This window comes from Enterococcus sp. DIV1094, assembly GCF_017316305.2.
Classification (GTDB): Bacteria; Bacillota; Bacilli; order Lactobacillales; family Enterococcaceae; genus Enterococcus_B; species Enterococcus_B mangumiae.
In genome coordinates, this window is record NZ_CP147250.1 from 179,712 (window position 1) to 195,613 (window position 15,902).

Annotated in this window: 13 protein-coding genes; 2 read left to right on the plus strand and 11 right to left on the minus strand. The window is 38.7% G+C overall.

Annotated elements, in window-relative coordinates; all coding sequences use genetic code 11:
- Positions 1–108 precede the first annotated feature (108 nt).
- The 11 genes from DOK79_RS00875 to ulaG all read right to left on the minus strand — a co-directional run bounded on the left by DOK79_RS00875 (position 109) and on the right by ulaG (position 13,550).
- Positions 109–2,391 (minus strand): glycosyl hydrolase family 18 protein, encoded by a 2,283-nt coding sequence (locus DOK79_RS00875; protein ID WP_206853472.1) that lies wholly within the window; start codon positions 2,389–2,391, stop codon positions 109–111.
- Positions 2,392–2,736: 345 nt separating this feature from the next.
- Positions 2,737–5,487 (minus strand): glycosyl hydrolase family 18 protein, encoded by a 2,751-nt coding sequence (locus DOK79_RS00885; protein WP_206853470.1) that lies wholly within the window; start codon positions 5,485–5,487, stop codon positions 2,737–2,739.
- Positions 5,488–5,883: 396 nt separating this feature from the next.
- The gene (locus tag DOK79_RS00890; RefSeq protein WP_206853468.1) at positions 5,884–6,459 is read right to left on the minus strand and encodes a TetR/AcrR family transcriptional regulator; all 576 of its coding nucleotides are present in this window, start codon (positions 6,457–6,459) and stop codon (positions 5,884–5,886) included.
- A gap of 17 nt (positions 6,460–6,476) precedes the next feature.
- Positions 6,477–7,145: an ABC transporter ATP-binding protein gene (locus DOK79_RS00895; protein WP_206853466.1), complete on the minus strand. Its 669-nt coding sequence runs from the start codon at positions 7,143–7,145 to the stop codon at positions 6,477–6,479.
- Between the two features lie 15 nt (positions 7,146–7,160).
- Complete coding sequence (locus DOK79_RS00900) at positions 7,161–8,231, minus strand: ABC transporter permease (RefSeq protein WP_206853465.1); 1,071 nt, start codon at positions 8,229–8,231, stop codon at positions 7,161–7,163.
- A gap of 138 nt (positions 8,232–8,369) precedes the next feature.
- On the minus strand, positions 8,370–9,221 hold the full coding sequence (locus DOK79_RS00905; protein WP_206853463.1) for an L-ribulose-5-phosphate 3-epimerase: 852 nt from the start codon (positions 9,219–9,221) through the stop codon (positions 8,370–8,372).
- A gap of 1 nt (position 9,222) precedes the next feature.
- Complete coding sequence (locus DOK79_RS00910) at positions 9,223–9,864, minus strand: 3-keto-L-gulonate-6-phosphate decarboxylase UlaD (RefSeq protein WP_206853461.1); 642 nt, start codon at positions 9,862–9,864, stop codon at positions 9,223–9,225.
- The gene (locus tag DOK79_RS00915) at positions 9,865–10,176 is read right to left on the minus strand and encodes a PTS sugar transporter subunit IIB (protein ID WP_206853458.1); all 312 of its coding nucleotides are present in this window, start codon (positions 10,174–10,176) and stop codon (positions 9,865–9,867) included.
- Positions 10,177–10,191: 15 nt separating this feature from the next.
- Positions 10,192–11,682, minus strand: coding sequence for a PTS ascorbate transporter subunit IIC (locus tag DOK79_RS00920; protein ID WP_206853456.1), 1,491 nt, complete (start codon positions 11,680–11,682; stop codon positions 10,192–10,194).
- A gap of 178 nt (positions 11,683–11,860) precedes the next feature.
- Positions 11,861–12,316, minus strand: a complete 456-nt coding sequence (locus tag DOK79_RS00925) for a PTS sugar transporter subunit IIA (RefSeq protein WP_206853735.1) — start codon at positions 12,314–12,316, stop codon at positions 11,861–11,863.
- 172 nt (positions 12,317–12,488) lie between these two features.
- Positions 12,489–13,550, minus strand: coding sequence for an L-ascorbate 6-phosphate lactonase (ulaG, locus tag DOK79_RS00930; RefSeq protein ID WP_206853453.1), 1,062 nt, complete (start codon positions 13,548–13,550; stop codon positions 12,489–12,491).
- A 174-nt stretch (positions 13,551–13,724) separates the two neighbouring features.
- On the opposite strand from ulaG, the gene DOK79_RS00935 reads away from it, so the two are divergent.
- Both DOK79_RS00935 and DOK79_RS00940 read left to right on the plus strand, forming a co-directional pair.
- Complete coding sequence (locus DOK79_RS00935) at positions 13,725–14,495, plus strand: DeoR/GlpR family DNA-binding transcription regulator (RefSeq protein WP_206853450.1); 771 nt, start codon at positions 13,725–13,727, stop codon at positions 14,493–14,495.
- Between the two features lie 232 nt (positions 14,496–14,727).
- Positions 14,728–15,831, plus strand: a complete 1,104-nt coding sequence (locus DOK79_RS00940) for an alpha-hydroxy-acid oxidizing protein (protein WP_206853447.1) — start codon at positions 14,728–14,730, stop codon at positions 15,829–15,831.
- Positions 15,832–15,902: the final 71 nt, after the last annotated feature.

Below are 15,902 nucleotides of genomic sequence, written 5' to 3' on the forward strand. Positions count from 1 at the left end.
CTATTTAAAACAAAGATCCTCGTTGCGTATTGTTTGAACAGCAACGAGGATCTTTGTTTTTTTAACGGTTCATAAAAATATAGCTAACTGTCCACTCAAAAATACAAGTTAATTAATCAAATCCCATGGTCCCCATTGTTGCGTTCCGGGCTCATCACCTCGTGTCCACCACTTCGCTTGATACGTATGCCCTAAGTGTGTGACTCTGTCCCCAGCAACATAGATTTGTGTCTGATCCCACGCCGGGTATCCAGGCGTAACAGTATCTAACGTTTGAACGATCACCGGTTGACTGGCAGCCGAGACATTGTTTGACGCATCAAAGGCTTTGACTGTATAAGTGTATACCATATCAGGTGTTAACCCGGTATCTGTAAATGATGGTGTACGTGGTTGTCCAACTAATTGACCATCACGGTAAACATAGTAACCAGCTACTCGGTGATTATCCGTCGAAGCTGTCCAACCCAATGTCACTTCTGTCGCATCTATTGCTGTTGCTGCCACATTAGTTGGAATCGATGGTGCTTCGACATCAGAAGGATCTGGGTCTTCTGCACCAAAAATCACTTGGTGATTGATCTCGATACCATCCGTACCAATTCGTTGGCTTAAAGTCATCGTGTCGAAATGATCCACCGAAACGACGGAATCATCGGATTGTAGTCGGAAATCATAAGAATCTCCTGGCGCGATTTCTCTTCCATCATAAACGGAAGATAGATCAACAGTCACTGTGCTGTCATCCATAGTGACAGTTCCAGCTTTATAATCGCCTGCACTTAATGTTTCATTGCTATTCAGATCGATCGTAAATTTAGGCAATTTAACTGTTTTCTGGGCCGCTTCCACAGCGCTTAATACAGTAGATGACTCTGTTAATGTTTCATTATTTGTTACCGTGATTTCGTATCCGCTTACATTGTTTTCAGTATAAGGAATGATTTCAACGTCGATAGCTAAAGGTGCAGTGACGATTTCATGCTGTGGTAATGGCGTATTACCAAATAATCCATCTTTGATCGCATTCGTCAGCTCATCACGCTTTGTACTCGTGGTTTCTTTGTCTTGTGACTGCATCCAAGAAATCACACCACCCAATTCTTCTTCCTGCACATATTGCGTTTTGTATCCGATCGAGCGCACATTATCGAAACTGAAAAATTCACCTGTTTCTGAACTATACATGTAAGGCGCCTTTGCGACATCGTCCCAATATTCAGTCAATCCACTTGTCGCATTGATCAAATCTGGAATATTGCGGTAAGGCCAAACACCACCGGCTCTACCACCATCGCCTACTACTAATGGACTTTTATTTTTCGCACCGAAAGTTGGTGAAAGATCGGCGTTTCGATTGCTTTGTTCGGCTGTTTGGAACAATCCAGGTAGTAAAGGATCATTGCCCTCTGCTACTTCATGCCAACCACGTGTGTAAAAAGCAGCACCGATCACGATTTTCTCAGCTGGAGCACCTTCATTTCGTAAAAATTGGACCGTCTGATCAACTGAAAGGCCTTGGTTATAATTTGGATCAGCCGGATTGCCATAAAGTGCGGTATGATGGCCACTGCGATCTCCCCAGCCACCGTTCATGTCATAAGTCATGATATTGGCAAAATCAACAACTTCAAATAGACCGTCAATATCGATCCCAGCAGTTAGTCTGCCTTGAGATGCAGGTAGTGCTACTGATAACTCATAGGTTTTCCCTAATTCTTCTCCTTGTTCATCAATGGATTCACGAATCTCATTAAGTAAAGTAATATAATTTTCTTTATCTTCTGGTATCGCATGTGGCGTTCCTTCATCATTGACATTATCTACCAAGTCAGGCTGGCGAACGTCAACAGGATACTCCCAATCGACATCGACAAAATCCATATTCGTGTATTTGATAAATCGGGTGACATTTTCTACCAAATTCTGTCGTTTGACTGGATCAGCGGCTACTTCAGAAAAATCACCTGATTTAGACCAACCACCTAAAGAAACCCCAATTCTCATATTTGGATTTTTTCCACGCAGATCCTGAATGGCATTCAAGATACCCGAGCTTGCTGAGTTCCACTGAACTCCTGTTTGTCCAACAGGCGCACCTACCGCTGCATCAGCATCCGTAAATTCTAAATCACCATTGCTGTCAAAATCTAAAAAGGCAAAGTTCAAATGAGTGATCTGATCGGCAGGAATATCTTTAGGATAGAAATTCCCTTCTCCCCCCCAAATCGACCAATCCCCATAGTACATGACGTTACGATAAGGAGCCTCTTGTGATTGTTGTACCTCTTCAGCATGAACCTCAGGCGCCTCAGAAAATGCTGGAAATGCCATCGAAACAACCGAAGAAAATAACAAAGCGACCAAACTAACTTTCTTTATTTTTTTCATATTTTTCTTTTCTCCCTTTTCATCATTTTTTTTAGCGAAAAAACACACGATTAAATATTATGGATTTTTAGTTATTTTACCACTCCTTATCACATTAGAAATTAAGTAAAAAAATATTATAAATCTATTACAAATATGAATTTAACATTAGTTTATTTTTAATGCAAATATTTGCAATCGGTTTCAAATTTATTTTTTTAGTTATTTTAAACAACTAGACTTTGCATTTATTTTAACTAACGATTTTTTTTAGACAAACCTTAGCAAATAAGATAAATAACAAAATAGAATAACGATATACAAAAAAAGAACAAGGCAAGCAGCCTTGTTCCTTTTAAATCTAGATTAACCGATTAATTCCCATGGTCCCCATTGTTCAGTTCCTGGCTCGTTACCTTGATTCCACCATTTTGCGCGATACTTGTTGCCTTTATGAGTGACTACTTCTCCTGCAACATAACCTTTTTTACTATCCCAATCGCCTTCGATTGACGGAGTTGTTTCATCTGAATCGATTAATTCCCATGGTCCCCATTGTTCAGTCCCTGGCTCATTGCCACGAGTCCACCATTTTGCACGGTACGTTTTGCCTTTATGAGTCACTACGTCTCCTGCATTGTAATCTTTCTTCGGATCCCATTCACCTTCAGCTGGCGGAGTTGTTTCTTCTAAAGTTTTGACAACTAGTGCTTTACTTTCTTCTGAAACATTTCCTGCTGCATCAAATGCTTTTACTGTATATGTGTATTCGGTATTTGGTGTCAAACCAGCATCAGCAAATGTAGTTGTTGCTGTTTGACCTACTTGTTTGCCATCACGGAAAACATAGTAACCTGCTACTGCTACATTGTCAGTTGAACGAGTCCAAGACAATGAGACATTTTTCTCACCAATCGTTGAAGCTTTCAAATCTACTGGAATTGAAGGTGCTTCTAAATCTGCCGGTGCTTTTTCTAATGTTTTTACAACTAATGCTTTACTTTCTTGTGACACATTTCCCGCGCGATCAAATGCTTTTACTGTATATGAATATTCAGTATTTTCAGTTAGACCTGCATCAGTAAATGTAGTTGTTGCTGATTGACCTACTTGTTTGCCATCGCGGAAAATATAGTAGCCCGCTACTGCTTTATCATCTGTTGATTTTGTCCATGATAGTGAAACATTTGTTTCGCCGATCGTTGTAGTTGTAAGACCTGTTGGTACTGACGGTGCTTCTGTATCCGGTGTACCTGGTTCAGTTGTTGAACCTTCACCAAAGATGACTTGTTTATTGATCTCAATTCCTTCATCACCAATTCTTTGGCTTAAAGTGATTGAGTCGATATTGTCAACAGCGACATCTGCTTCAGCAGAGCTTGAGCTTAATCTGAACTCATAAGATGCACCTGGCTTGATTTCTTTCCCATCGTAAACAGAAGACAAATCAACGATTGCAGCGCCATCCACGTTTGTTACTTTACCTGCTTTGTAATCGCCAGCGCCAAGTTTTTCATTTGTCGCCATTGGGATCACTAATTTAGGTAATTTGATTGTTTCTTGTGAAAATTCAACTAATTTCAATACAGAAGAAGTTTCTTCCATTTTTTCCTTGTTCGTAATTTTTACATCGTAACCACTCACGCCATATTGTGTATACGTTGAGATCTCAACATCGACATCCAATGGCGTGCTCTTGATTTCAAATTCTGGAAGTTTTTCACTGCCAAACAATCCTTGTTTGATTGCATTGGTCAATTTATCGCGTTTTGTTCCAGTTGTTTCTTTATCTTGTGATTGTTGCCATGAAATGATTCCACCAAGTTGATTTTCTTTCACATACTCAGTTTTATAAGTGACTGATTTTTCATTTTCATAAGTAAAGAATTCGCCAGTTGTTTCGCTGTACATAAATGGCGCTTTCGCTACGTCATCCCAATATTCTTTCAAGCCAGAAGTATTGCCAAGTAAAGTTGTGATATCTCGATATGGCCATACACCACTTGCGCGTCCACCGTCACCTACTGTTAATGGATTTTTATTTTTTGCTCCATAACTTGGTGTTTGGTCCGCATCTTTATTTGATTGTGTTGCTTTTTGGAATAATCCTGGAGTTTCTGCATTGTCCCCTTTTGCTACTTCGTTCCATCCACGAGTGTAGAATGCTGCACCAATAACGATTTTCTCTGAAGGCGCACCTTTTTCACGTAGGTATTCAACTGTTTGGTCAACAGAAAAACCATTGTCATAGTTAGGATCATCTGGATTTCCATAAAGTGCTGAATGGTGACCACTTGTGTCCGCCCATGCACCAGTTAAGTCATAAGTCATGACATTTGCGAAGTCTACAACTTCAAATAATCGTTTTACGTCGATTCCTGAATTTAATTTTCCTTGTGCTGCTGGTAATGCCACAGACAATTCATATGTTTTACCTAATTCTTCACCTTGTTTGTCGATCGTTTCGCGAATTTCGTTCAATAATGTTATGTAATTTTCTTTGTCTTCTGGTTTTGCGTGTGGTGTTCCTTCGTCATTTTTGTTATCCACTAAATCTGGTTGACGAACATCCGCTGGATACTCCCAGTCCACATCCACAAAGTCCATATTTGTATACTTAATAAATTTTGCGACATTATCTACAAGGTTCTTACGTTTCGTTGGGTTTGCTGCTACTTCAGAGAAATCACCTGATTTAGACCAACCACCTAATGAAACACCAATTTTCATGTTTGGATTTTTTCCACGTAAATCTTGAATTGCATTTAAGATACCAGAACTAGCAGAGTTCCATTGTACGCCCGGTAATCCAACAGGTGCGCCAGTCGCTGCGTCTGCATCAGTAAAGACTAACTCGCCATTACTATCAAAATCTAAAAAGGCAAAATTCAGGTGTGTCAATTGATCAGCTGGGATATCTTTTGGATAAAAGTTTCCTTCGCCGCCCCAAATCGACCAGTCACCATAGTACATTACGTTTCTATAACTTGCTTGCTGTTCAGTCTGCTGGATTTCTTCAGCATTCACTACAGACAATTGTCCAACTGTAGGAAGTGCTGTTGAAACAACAGAAGAAAATAACATTGCTGCCAACCCAATTTTTTTAACACTTTTCATTTTTAACTCTCCCCTTTTTTTACCCTATTCACTTTTCAAAAAACAGTTTATGTAACCAAAAAACACACAAATATGTTATTCATTCCCCCCTCTATTTCTTTCAAATAGTGAGTTAAACTCATGAAGCTTGTGTTGCTAAAAAAATATTATCACCTGATAATAGCCTTTTCAAGCGTTTCCTTAAAATTAATTTATAAATCGATTAAAACACAATGGTTATATTTCTATTTTATAATTGTTATTATTAAAAATCTTTATATTCCTTATTTTTTAACTCTTTTTCTCAATTACCATATAAATTAGATATCACTCATTATTCTAATCTAAAAATAACAATCATCTAAAAAAGAATAACAAAAAAACTTCAAAAGAATCAAAAAGACTCTTTTGAAGTTTTTACTCAGCTAATACACCGTGAAGATATAAATCGATCAATTGTTCGACACTAAACGGATTTTCAAGTGAATTTGACGATTCCGTAATGTATGGTGCTAACAGAAGAAAAAAATGTTTTGCAGCTATTTCTGTTGTAACATGCGTACGCATCAAAGGCTGATTTGTCGAAAAGATCACTTCAAATGGTTCACGATAACTTTTTTTCCACAAGCTAAAAAGATGATTTCTCGTCTCGGCAGAAAGGTTTGATTTTAAATCATGGTGCATCATAAAAAGGTCTAAAAGATGGGTATCGATCAAATACTTCGTCATTTTAGTCAAAGATTGTTTAAAATCAAGTTTATTCTCTTCTAAAATCGCTCTTAAGTCTGTACCTACAGTACTCAAATGCTCTTCTAAAACTGCACAATACAATTTTTCTTTATCACTAAAATAATGATAAAGGTTTGGTTGGGTAATTCCAGCATTTTTGGCAATCTCCCGTGTTGAAGTTCCTTGATAGCCTTTTGACATAAATAAACGATTCGCTTCTTTTAAAATTTTCTCTTGTGTATCCTTATTGTATCGATGGACCAAATTTTACACCCTCTGACTTATTTTTTTTCTTGAAAGACACCATCTTCTATCATAAATACTTTATCACATCTGTCAATAAGTCGGGTATCATGAGTAACCATAATGATTGCTTTATTTTTTTCCTTCGATTCTTTCGCTAAGATCTCCACAACTTCTACTGCTTTTTCCGAATCTAAACTAGCCGTTGGTTCGTCCGCTAAAATGATGGAAGGATCATTATAAAGTGCTCGGGCAATTGCAACTCTTTGTCGTTCGCCACCTGAAAGATCTTCTGGATATTTATTGAGTAGTTTATCGACACCAAGTTGTTCGAACAATTGCTTCGCTTCGTCTTGTCGATTTTCGTGTTTGATTTTATCGACTAACATCAGTTGCTTCTTGACGGTCAAAAACGGGACCAGATTGGACGCTTGAAGAATAAAACCGATTTCCTTGAAGCGTAATTTTACCCTTTTTTTCTCCGGTTGTTCACTGAAATCTTCTCCATTTATTTTCACGATTCCCTTATTGGGTGTCTGTAAACCTCCCGCAATCGTCAAGAAGGTACTCTTTCCGGAACCAGATGGTCCAATGATCGCGACAAATTCTCCTTTATCGACACTCATATTTGTTTTTTTCAGCGCTTGGATGGTTTGATCACCATCTTTAAAGCTTTTTTCAACGTCTATAAATTCAATTGCTTTCATTTTCCATTCCCCTTTCTATCCGATTGCTTTTAATGGATCGATTTTTACGATCGTTCTCACTGAGAAGAGTGCCCCTAAAATGGCGACGATCAACATCATCACACTAATGACACCGAAAAACAGCCAGTTACTTTGGAAAGGAACGGCATCGGGTAAAACAAGCGAGGTAACGAACGTTCCAAGTAATCCAAGTGCCACACCGAAAAACGAAAGTAAGAATGTTTGTGCAACCACTGAACGGGCAATAAATCCGCCTGTGACTCCTTGTGCTTTAAGTACACCGAAAATATTGATTTTTTGCATTGTCAAAACATAGATGAATATGCCGATCACGATTGCAGCAATCACGATCAAAAAGCCGATCATGAAACCAAAAGTCAATACTTGCGCATTGTATCCTGGTAATTCATTGATAAATTTGGATATACTGATCTTTTCCAAATCACTTGGCAAGTTTTCGACATCTCCTCGGACAACTACTGCATTGATACGTGCATTCTCAGTCGCATCTTCTTTTTCAAATCGAATCTCTTGATATGCATTGATCGTTGTATAAACAACTGGCGAGACATTGAATTTTGCATTTTCAGTGAAACCAGTCAATTTGAACGTCTTATCGCTTCCTGATAATTTGATCGTATCACCGATATCTAACCCATATTCTTCTTTTAAACTGATATCACCAACCGCTTCATCATTTGAATTGAACTCTTCTCCTTCCACGATATTGGGCATAATAAATTGATTTTGATCGATCCCAAAAAAACTAACATTGACTTTATCTGCATCAGGACGATCTGGACTCGTTACTACGCCAGGTGTTTGAGCTAAATAAGCGACTTGATCACCTTTCACTTCTTCTGCTGTCTTTTTCGTGATCATTGACATTCCTAAGTTTGTATTCGCATCCTTCGATAAGACAATAGTATCAGCTTCCCATTTATCCACAGCAGTACGATTGTCTTGTGCTAAACCATAGGCTAATCCCGTCAAAAAAAAGACAAGATAAGCTATTAGAAACATCACACCTGTCACTAAGGCATAACGTAATTTTGAATGAATAATTTCATTTAGTGCTAAAAACATAAAAATACCTCCTAAAAATTTATCAAGCGATAAACATATCTTATCACTTGATAAATTTTAAGAGGAGTAATCTGCTCAAAAAAAATATTATCGTTCGTTTGGCTCTACAAAATAAAAATCTATGTGTTTTTTTTACAATTAGAAGCCAGCTTCTTTTAATTTCGGCAATAGATAGTTCTTCGCCTCTAAAATTTGCTGTTCATAATCGTGATCCGCACCGCTCCACATTTCGATCAGGAAAGTTCCCTCGTAGTTCAAGCGTTTCAACGTTTGAAGCACACCAGTAAAATCAACACAGCCTTGCCCGAAAACTACTTCTCGAAACTTTCCTTGACTATTAGTAGTTACTGGTTGCGTATCTTTTAAATGGATCGAAGTGATATACTCGATTCCTTGTTCAAGTTCAACAGAAACATCATTTTCAGGCCATGCAGATAAATTGCCTAAATCAGGATATACTTGTAAATAAGGGGATGGGATTTGTTTTTTTAAGTACATAAATTTACGTATCGAATTCATGAATGGGTCGTCCATGATCTCGACGGACAAAATGATCCCATACTGTGCTGCCTCTTTGATACTAGCACGCATCCCTCTAATAAAAGACTCCCTTGTTTCGATTGATTTTTCCTCATAGTAAACATCGTATCCGGCTACTTGTATGATCCTGATACCTAACCGATACGCAAGTTTTATCGCTTTTTTCATCATGGCCAATGCTTGTGCTTGTTTGTCTCTATCCGCTGAACCAAAAGGAAAACGCCGGTGGCCACTCAAACAAAGGGAGTGGATAGAGATACCCGAAGCGTCGATCGCTTGTTTTAAACGAGTGATTTGTTCATCCGACCAATCTAAACGTGCCAATCGTTCATCGCTCTCATCGATTGACATTTCCAGAAAATCAAACCCTAAGTTTTTGACTGCATCTAGCCGCTCTTGCCATGTCCAGTTACTAGGCAACGCCTTTTCGTATATCCCGATCCTCACCATCTCATTCTCCCCATAAACGTTTGATTTCTTCTTGGAATGCCTGAGCTTGATTAACAGGATCTGCACTTGCCGTCAATCCCCTACCCACAATAAAGTGAAAGATCGGCATCCCTTGGAACAACGCTAAAGTGGAAATCGAAAGCCCTCCAGTCACAGACACGTCAAAGCCTAAATCGATCAATTGTTGAACTAGCTTTAAATCTTTTTCTCCCCAAACTTCCCCCGCTAACAAAGCATCTCGACTTTGATGATAGACTACTTGAGAAATCCCAATCTCTCGCCATTGTCTGGCTTGCTCTAGCGTCCACTCCCCGTATAATTCAACTTGAAGTTCTTTGACTTTCTTTTGCGCAGCTCGCATGGTGGGCAATGAGGCACAACAGATCACTGTCATGAAATCAGCTCCAGCTTTTGCTACATTCTCAGCTACCGTTTCTCCAGCATCGGCACATTTCGTATCTGCAACGATTGTTTTTTCTGGAAACATCTCTCTGATACATTCGATCGGCTTCTTGCCTTCTTGAAGACAAAGGATCGTCCCTACTTCGATCACATCAACGATTTCTCCGATCCTTTTGACATCAGCTAAAGCAGAGGCTAATTTGTTATGATCTAAAGCGATTTGTAATTTTGGTCGTTTCATTTATTTCTCCTTTGATTGCCATTCATTGTATAATTCTGTTTCCTTGAATTTCTCGCAGATTTCCGTCGGTGACATGACATTTTTGATCCCAACAACTGTCACGCCTCGCTCGATTGCTTGTATAAACATCGGCATAAAATTAAGTGGTGTAAATACGACATCATACTGACTCGCAGAGCTTTTCCCTTCAGAAATCGGACAATGATGAATTTTGGTAATTGTAATATTTAGTTCTCTCATTGCTTTTTCTACACTACGCATCATCATTAAACTTGTACCCGAGCCATTTGCACATGAAACTAAAATTCTCAATCAAATCTCCTCCAATCAATTGTTTTCTCCAAAATTCTCTTTATATTTTTGATAATCCTCGACGATCAGAAAATACCCTTTTGGATTTTTTCGATATTGCAGTTGAGGAATAAGCAACAGACCAATAACGACTAGCACGACTCCTGCATACCCTAAAAATTTCATCAATACAGTAAATGCTGGCCAAGCACTCGCCCAGTCAAACATCCCAATATAGCCACCATAGCGAGATAACCCGATCCATGTTGCAAACAGAGCAGAACCACCGACTTGGATCAGTCCTGATAAGAATGGGAACAAGCATGCCGCTTTAAAGCCCCCACGATTGTTAGAAAAAACAGCTATTACCGCATTGTCAAAAAATAGTGGAATGAACCCAGCGATCACGATCGTTGGTGATCGGAATAAGATCAATAAAATGATCATTAAGAATTGACCTAATGCCCCAAATAAAAATCCTATCGTTACAGCATTTGGTGAACCGAATCCAAAGGTCGCAGCCACATCGATCCCTGGCACAGCACCTGGTAAAATAGTATTCGAAATCCCTTGGAAAGATTGTGTCAATTCATCCACGAAAGTCCGTACCCCAAGTTGTAAAATCGCTAAATACACAGCAAAATTCAAAGAAGTTGTCAGGATATAGAAAAGAAAACTTTGTCCTTGCACCATAAACTCTGATTCGATCAGATACTCTTGTCCTAGTACCAACAATATGATGCCAAAGAAAAACAACATCAATAAAGAAGTCGCTACCATATTCTCATTGAAGATCGATAAGAAACCAGGAAGTTCCATATCTTCCAGTTTTTTATCGGCTTTTCTATTCCCTGCTTTTTTACGACTATTTTTTTGCCACCATTTTGCTAGTGTAGAAAAGATATACACCCCAAACATCTGTTGATGCGCAATTGCAAAACCAGCCCCATCGGTTAGTTCTTGCGTCACACCAACAGTCAAATTAGAAGCAACTGCCCAGTAACAACCTAAAATAATGCCCATAAATACTAATACTTCTACTCTCCCTAACTCAGGAAAACAGAAAAGTAAAATCCAAAACGCTGTCGCTGCTTGCTGGATTTGGACATTACCGGTCGTAAATACAGCTCGAAGTTTTGTATATTTTTGGAAACGAACTAGCAGGATATTCAAAATAAATGCAATCAATAATAAAATCATTACATCACTGAATGTTCGCCCGAACGTTTCCATCAATCCCGCATCTACAGCATTTTGACCAAAGTATGGATCGGTCACCATCGCTTCAAGGTTGAATCGATCCTTTAATCCAACCAAGATCGGGCGAAAATTATTCACTAAACCTCCTGATCCAACAGCTAAGATCAGATAACCTACAGTAGCTTTCAAAAAACCAGCTAAACATTCATATATTGGTCGACCAAGGAGTATATACCCTAATAAAACGATCGAACCGATCAAGTAAGCTGGCTGCGTCAATATGTTTGTCGCAAAATACGTCCATATCTCCATAAAGATATCTCCCATATTTTCCCGTTACCGAAAACCCTCCTAAATCCTCCAAAAACGTTGACTTATTTTTTTAGCGAGTAGGTTTTCAGTTGGACGGACTCCCTCCCTTACATCCTATTTTAGTTTATAAATTTTTATGTTAGACTAAAGCTTTCCCATCAGTCATATGCAACAAGCAATGGGCTACTTCTACCTATGCTTGGTCATATTCTTCCATGACTACTTGGTAATCTTCCAGCGACTCCGTTGCAAGTAGTGCTTGAATCAATCCTTCTTGCATCAGCAATTCCGATAATGATTGGATGTTACTCAGATGCTGCTCTGGTTCTTTTGCTGCTAAAGTGAAAAATAGACTGGCAGACTTTGAGTCATCTTCAAAAGAAACTGGCACTTTCATTTTGGTAAATGCAATCGCTGTATCGAATACATTCGAGTTCCCTTGCATGGCATGAGGCATCGCTACATGAGGAGCAATCAGGATATATGTACCATATTCTTCGACACAACGAATCATTTTTTCAATATAGGTAGGAGCAACGATGCCTTTTTCTAATAAGAGACGACCACTCTCCTCAATTGCTACTCGCCAATCATCGATCTCCGTTTCTACATAATTGACTAATCCATTTTCATAGAAATATCTCAACATCTCCACAAACTGTATCAAGCAGTTTTTAAACTATGCGACAATAATGTGTTCACATTACGTGAAGCCTTTGTCTTGCAATCACTGACTTTGATACGTTCTTCCTCCTCTCACTTTTTTTCATCGATAAAAAATCTCGATTTTGCTGATTTTAAAAAATATAGTGCTCGATTTACTATAAAAATGATGGAAATGGCGTATCATTTTCTTGGGTGAAGACATCATGGAAACCACGATCAAAGTTGAATGCTAGATCTTGTTTATTATCTGGATACGTATACTTCCCCCCCACTTGCCAAATATAAGGAGAAAACTGATAAGCTAATCGATCTTTTTTCATTCGCCATAATTGAGTGATCTCGCTAGGATCAGCCATAAAATTTGACCAAATATCATAATGGACTGGGATCACTACTTGAGCTCTTAGCGATTCTGCCATCCTCAATAAATCACTGGCAGTCATCTTATCTGTGATACCTCGCGGATTTTCTCCATATGCACCTAAACAAACATCGATTTGATGCTCATTGCCATGTTTTGCAAAGAGATTGGAATAATGAGAGTCTCCGGCATGGTAGATTGAACCGCCAGAAGTTTTGAACAGATAATTGACAGCGATCGTATCCATATCTTGAGGGAACTGCTCTTTTAGTCGGACATCAGGATCATCATGTGTGATCAAAGCTGTCCGATCAAACGCTTCTAGCGCAACGATCTCTACTTCATTGACCCTGACTACATCACCAGGTTTGACTACATCCGTCTTTTCTTTCGGTATCCCCCAAGAAAGCCATGTTTCTACCACTGCTTTGGGTCCGATAAATTTTGCTTTTGGGCAATTTTGATGAACAGCTGCGGCAGTGTGGATATCTAAATGATCAGAATGGATATGCGTCACGACTAAAGCATCCACGTCTTTGATTTTAAAAGGATCGATCACGAAAGGTTGCGTACGTAAATTCGGTTGCATCTTTTCCGTGCCGCTCATCCGCATCATCTGGTGCCCTTTTTTCATTTGTCCATTCCCATGTGTTCGTTTTCCTGTCCCACACCATAAGTCACAAAGGATATTCGTGCCTTCATGTGTCTTCAACCAAATACCTGTACACCCTAACCACCATATAGATACGCTTTTTTCTTTTACTTGTTCCATTTCGATTTCTTCGTTCAGGTAAGTTCCCCATTCTGGGAAAGTCGACAGTAGCCAACTTTCTTTTGTTACTTCTGTCACATCCATGCGCCATTTCCCCCTTTTATGTTCGGTATACATAAATAATAGAGCGCTATCATAACGATTGGAATAGCTTTATATGACTGTTATTACTTTATGTGATTGTTTCAAATTTTTTTATGCTCGTTTAGCTATAATCAGTCATATAGAAAAAAACACAATAGAAAAGGAAGGAATGCTATGAAAAATTCTCGGTTGATGATTGAAAAAAGACGGAATGAAATTCTTGATCTACTACAAGGACGTGAACAGATGACGACGATTGAACTAGCTGAAAAACTCCAGGTATCACTGAGCACGATCCGTCGTGATCTAACATTATTAGAAGAGAAAAATGAAATCATACGTGAACACGGTCACTGTCTTTTCAACTATGACAATCAAATGAATTTTGATCTTTCAGGCCCAACAAGGATCAAACATCAGATTGCTCGTTATGCCAGTCAGTATATTGGGGATTATGCCACCGTCTTTATCAACTCAAGCTCCACTGCCTTAGCTACCTTGGATTATCTGGAATCAAACCACGTCACGATTGTTACGAATAATTTGAAAGTTGTTTCCTCTGTTAGACCAGGCAATTATAGTTATATCCTCACTGGTGGTGAACTGCGCGTACCTAAAGAAGTGTTGGTGGGTGATATTGCCGCTCGGACATTAGCCGATATGAATGCCGATGCCTGTATCATCGGTTGTAGTGGAATAGACTTGAATAATGGGGTTACAACAAAAATATTGAATGAATCTAAAATCAACGAATGGATGATCAAAAAAAGTATCAAGTGCCGCATCCTCGTTGCAGACCATCGCAAGATTGGACAGACTGCGCAATTTAAGATTGCTGATATCTCAGCATTTGATTATTTGATCACTGATCAATATTGTTCGCCTAAACTTGCAAAAAAAATCGAACAATTAGGTGTCTCAGTTATTCGAGTCAGTTTGTCATAAAAGAAAAATTTCACAAAATAGTTAACAGATAAAAAACAGAATCCATTTAAATCAATTTTTTATTTTAAGTATTTTAAACGCCCATAGACTCATCTAAAGCAATAGTTATTCAATAAATAAGAATAAAATAAAACAGATTATTTGCCTGTTTTAAAAACAAGGTGTAGCATAAAAATGTAAACGCTGACAAAACATTTTTAATTGATCGATATTCGGAAAGAAGGATTGTTTTATGGAAAAAATTTATCAAGCTGGCTCACAAGAAGGTCAGATTAATTTTATTAACACAGAAGATTTAGAAATGGCTGCGGCACAAGTGATTCCTACTGGTGGATTCGGCTATATCAGTAGCGGTGCTGGTGATTTATATACTTATCAAGAAAATGTGCAATCATTCAATCATCAATTGATTATTCCTCATGTTTTAAAAGATGTAGAAATACCAGATACAACTACCTACTTTGACCAAGAAACACTAACTGCACCAATCATCATGGCTCCTATTGCCGCTCATGGCTTAGCTCATACACAAGCAGAAAAAGCTTCAGCTAAAGGAGTGGCAGATTTTCATACGATTTATACAGCGAGTTCTTACGCTTCCTGTACGTTGGAAGACATTCGTGAAGCGGGTGGACCAGATGCACCGCAATGGTTTCAGTTTTACATGAGTAAAGATGATGCCATCAATCTCGATATTTTAGAGATGGCAAAACGTAATGGCGCAAAAGCCATCGTCTTGACCGCTGATGCTACTGTTGGCGGAAATCGGGAAACTGATTTGCGGAATGGCTTCACCTTCCCTTTACCAATGCCGATCGTTCAAGCCTATCAATCAGGCGTTGGCCAAACGATGGATGCTGTATATAAATCTTCCAAACAAAAGTTAAGTCCAAAAGATATTGAGTTTATCACTACCCATTCTGACTTACCAGTTTATGTGAAAGGTGTCCAATCAGAAGACGACGTTTTTCGTTCTTTAGATGCCGGTGCAAATGGCATCTGGGTATCCAATCATGGTGGACGTCAATTAGATGGTGGTCCTGCCTCTTTTGATTCCTTAAAATATGTAGCAGAAGCAGTTGATAAACGTGTGCCGATCGTTTTCGATAGCGGTATTCGACGTGGACAGCATGTCTTTAAAGCAATCGCTTCTGGTGCTGATCTAGTTGCTATCGGCCGTCCTGCTATCTACGGTTTAGCCCTTGGAGGAAGTACAGGCATCCACCAAGTATTCGACTTCTTCAAGAAAGAACTCGAAATGGTCATGCAACTTGCGGGAACTCAAACAGTAGAAGATATCAAAAATGTGACATTACGTGAAAATCGTTTCCACTAAACCGAAGAATCAAAAAAACAACTCCAATGTCTTTTGACGTTGGAGTTGTTTCTATAATAATGAGATTTTTT

Bases quoted from the DNA above. Each gene is read 5' to 3' on its own strand.
- DOK79_RS00905 (WP_206853463.1), bottom strand. From the start codon at position 9,221: ATGGTGAGGATCGGGATATACGAAAAGGCGTTGCCTAGTAACTGGACA.
- DOK79_RS00935 (WP_206853450.1), top strand. From the start codon at position 13,725: ATGAAAAATTCTCGGTTGATGATTGAAAAAAGACGGAATGAAATTCTT.
- DOK79_RS00875 (WP_206853472.1), bottom strand. From the start codon at position 2,391: ATGAAAAAAATAAAGAAAGTTAGTTTGGTCGCTTTGTTATTTTCTTCG.
- DOK79_RS00920 (WP_206853456.1), bottom strand. From the start codon at position 11,682: ATGGGAGATATCTTTATGGAGATATGGACGTATTTTGCGACAAACATA.
- ulaG (WP_206853453.1), bottom strand. From the start codon at position 13,550: ATGGATGTGACAGAAGTAACAAAAGAAAGTTGGCTACTGTCGACTTTC.
- DOK79_RS00925 (WP_206853735.1), bottom strand. From the start codon at position 12,316: ATGTTGAGATATTTCTATGAAAATGGATTAGTCAATTATGTAGAAACG.
- DOK79_RS00910 (WP_206853461.1), bottom strand. From the start codon at position 9,864: ATGAAACGACCAAAATTACAAATCGCTTTAGATCATAACAAATTAGCC.
- DOK79_RS00900 (WP_206853465.1), bottom strand. From the start codon at position 8,231: ATGTTTTTAGCACTAAATGAAATTATTCATTCAAAATTACGTTATGCC.
- DOK79_RS00885 (WP_206853470.1), bottom strand. From the start codon at position 5,487: ATGAAAAGTGTTAAAAAAATTGGGTTGGCAGCAATGTTATTTTCTTCT.
- DOK79_RS00895 (WP_206853466.1), bottom strand. From the start codon at position 7,145: ATGAAAGCAATTGAATTTATAGACGTTGAAAAAAGCTTTAAAGATGGT.
- DOK79_RS00940 (WP_206853447.1), top strand. From the start codon at position 14,728: ATGGAAAAAATTTATCAAGCTGGCTCACAAGAAGGTCAGATTAATTTT.